At 59.0% G+C, this 2,973-nt stretch carries 3 protein-coding genes; 1 reads left to right on the top strand and 2 read right to left on the bottom strand.

Annotated elements, in window-relative coordinates; genetic code table 11:
• Together RMO15_RS31615 and RMO15_RS31610 are read right to left on the bottom strand one after the other, a co-directional pair.
• Positions 1 to 898, bottom strand: an 898-nt coding sequence (locus RMO15_RS31615; RefSeq protein WP_309722774.1) for a prolyl oligopeptidase family serine peptidase, incomplete at its 3' end; no start/stop codon positions are given.
• A 3-nt stretch (positions 899 to 901) separates the two neighbouring features.
• Complete coding sequence (locus RMO15_RS31610) at positions 902 to 2,176, bottom strand: hypothetical protein (protein ID WP_309722771.1); 1,275 nt, start codon at positions 2,174 to 2,176, stop codon at positions 902 to 904.
• A 41-nt stretch (positions 2,177 to 2,217) separates the two neighbouring features.
• Here RMO15_RS31610 and RMO15_RS31605 point away from each other — a divergent pair.
• The coding region (locus RMO15_RS31605; protein WP_309722768.1) for an NAD(P)-dependent oxidoreductase at positions 2,218 to 2,973 on the top strand (756 nt) is incomplete at its 3' end.

Here is a 2,973-nt window from a genome sequence, read left to right as displayed (position 1 = left end):
CTCGGAGCCAGTTACTCTTGCGCTCTTGTTTCTTAAGGCGGGCCAGGGGGAGCTCGCCGAGGCCACAGTGCGCGGCGGCAAAGACGCGTAGTTCTTCGGGGTTCTCGCCTGCCACGCCGTGACCATGTGGCATGCGCAGCTTGAAGGAGAGCGTTTTCTTGGCGCGTGGGAGCCGGTGCGACTCCTGCCAGATCTCGGGGGTGAAGGCAAAGTCGTTGGTGCCATTGATCCAGAAAAACGGCATCTTTGCGTCTTTGAGGTGCCGCGACGGGTCCCAGAGCTGCATCCACTTCTCGGCGTGCGGCTTGTCGGTCTTATCCAGTCCAAGTCCCGGTGAGCGGTCCAGAAAGCCACAGCCATACACGGACATGGCGAAGGCAAAACGCGGGTCGTGGCCCGCTGCGATGCCCGTTAGCACGCCGCCCCAGGAGATTCCCGTCAGGCCTATGCGTTTCTCGTCCACGCCGGGCTGTACCCGAAGCAGCGAGTGGCCGCGCAGGATCGCCTCGACCGCATGGTAGCCCCACTGCTCCGTGGGCGGCTCCAGTGATTTATCATACGCTCCCCACCCTGGCGGCCCGCCCAGCGCGTGATGATCGCGGCGTAGCGCCCCCGAGTCGGGCGTGTGGCCGCAGGTGTCCATCGCAATCGCCGCAAAGCCACGCTCGTTCCAGAGCCGCACCCAGCGGGAAAACGCCGATCCCCCGCCACCATGTACCAGCACGATCCCCGGCACTTTCTGGCCATCGGGGCGGGGGGCAGGCATTCCCAGCCACGCAAAGATCCGTGTCGGCTTTCCTTGCCAGCTCGGGCCATCATAGAAAAGCCCCGTCACGCCCGGCTCGCTAAAGCCCGGCGCATCGTAGGTTTTCGGCGGCATGTTGTCTATCTTCCACATGACTTATCTCTTTCGTAACGGCTCTTTCGCTAATGGGTCCACGCGCACCTTCCAGAGCCCGCCAGGCAGCTCCCAGTCAATATCCCATGCCTCCTCGCCCTTACGACGCGGCACCGAGGGGATAACACGCGCAGGAGTCACAACGGGAACCCCCTCAATCTCCCCCTCCAGCGAGATCGCCCAGAGAAAGATTACAAGGTGTGTGTCGTCCTGGTAACGTTCAATGGACAACTGAATTCCTTTTGCTTGGGAGTCCTCGAATTGCTCCAAGACTGCGTCTGTGTGCGAGAGGCAGTAGGCACGGGCGTAGGAGTCATATACATCCCAAACATCGCGGATTGTTTCACGAGGCCAGCGCTCGTACTCATAGATGCGTAGCGCCAGAACATCCGCGCCACGCTGGAGGGCAAATGTCTGGAAGGGACTTGTTGGTTGGTGCTGTCCGATCGAGGCTACGGGAGCGAATTTTCCGGCCAAGCTGTCATCCTTCCAGCAGATCACGGGCGGGAGCGTACTGTCCAGCCAGCCCGTAACAAAAGGCTCGCGAGAAGCTGTTTGCAGAGTGCCGTACTGTGTGCGTTCACGACGAACGACCGAGCCTCCAAAACAGGGGATGGCTAGCGAAGGTGAAGGAGAGATTAGCGCGGGGAGCTGCTCCTGAAGCCCAAGATTCAAGAAAAGCTTATATCGAGCATGGGGTGGCTCGGCGAGGCACTTACGAAATGGCTCAAGTGACGAAGAGAGGCTATCTGTATCGGCGAGCTGATCATCCAGACGCAGCAACCGCTGAAAAAGTGAGATCGCCAAGCGGGGAGGTGCGGAATCGAGACAGAGCAGGAGGGCAAGAGCACAAAGGAGTTCATGCCGGTCGGTAAGGTGTGCCCCGTAGCCCCACTCAAAGAAAATCCATTCGTTGGCTGCATCTTCAAAATCTTGCTCACTATCTTCTTGGGCTAGTAAGCGTAGAACAACAATCGCTTTGAGATAGCCACGAACATCAAAGAAGAAACGAGCCGCACGTACCCGACGAGCATCCTCAATGAGCTCATGAGCGAGTTTGGTGAGAATCTCCTGGGCCTCAGCAGGAAATGCGGTGCGGTGATGCGCGAGCAGTACGATTGTGCAGTAGAAGAGGTAGCCGCCTGCCTCTCGTATCTTCCATATGTCCTCGATTTCGTTAAGGTATTGGAGAAAGGGAAGCTTGTTTAAAGTCCCCTCTTCAGCAGCAACGAGAAGCGCTTCGATATGGGAGTTACGCGGGTCAGAGAGAATCGGCATGGCGTGTGCTCAGGTTCGGCGGAGCTAGGTACAATACCTGCATGCACGTTCTTTGCCTTTCCACGAATCAGAAACTCCGCGATGCTCTTACCGAGGAGCTGGGGGAGTCGGTGGTGTTGCACTTCTGCGACCCGAAAGACCCCGATACACAAGCGCTGGCGGAGGCGGAGCTGGTGGTGACGGCGAAGCTGGAGCCGGAGATTTTGGCGCGATTGCCGAAGCTCAAGGTGGTGCAGATCACGAGCGCGGGGGTGGATGGCAAGCTCTACCCAGGGCTCTTTAACAATGGTGTGCAAGTGGTGACGGGCTCGGATGTGCACGCGAGCGCCTGTGCGGAGCACGTGCTGGCCCTGATGCTCGCCGTGGCGCGGCAGATTCCCGCGAGTGTCTTAGCGCAAAAGGAGAAGCACTGGGGCATCGCGTCGTCGGGGTTTCAGCTGGAGGGCAAGACGGTCGGTATTGTCGGGGCGGGACATATTGGTCAGGGGATCGCGACCCGCTGCAAGGCGTTTGGGATGAATACGATTGGCCTGCGCCGCAACCCGGAGCTCCCCGCCGAGGGCTTTGATGTGGTCTTGTCGCACTTGCAGTACCACGAGCTAATCGTGCGAGCCAATATAGTCGTGCTGGCGCTGCCGCTCACACCCTCAACGCGCTGGTTCTTTGGTGAGGACGAGATCGAGATCATCCAGAAGGGGAGCTATCTGTTTAATATTGGGCGCGGCGGGTTGATTGATGAAAAATATGTCTGGACGGCGCTGAAGAACAAGTGGCTCGCCGGTGCAGGACTCGATGTC

Origin of the sequence: Armatimonas sp. (assembly GCF_031410135.1) — a bacterium.
Classification (GTDB): domain Bacteria; phylum Armatimonadota; class Armatimonadia; order Armatimonadales; family Armatimonadaceae; genus Armatimonas.
Note: the sequence above shows the minus strand (reverse complement) of the source record. Positions and strands in the feature narration are given on the sequence as shown.

What these genes read in the sequence shown, in the direction of transcription:
- RMO15_RS31610 (WP_309722771.1), bottom strand. Translation starts at nt 2,176, where the DNA reads ATGCCGATTCTCTCTGACCCGCGTAACTCCCATATCGAAGCGCTTCTC.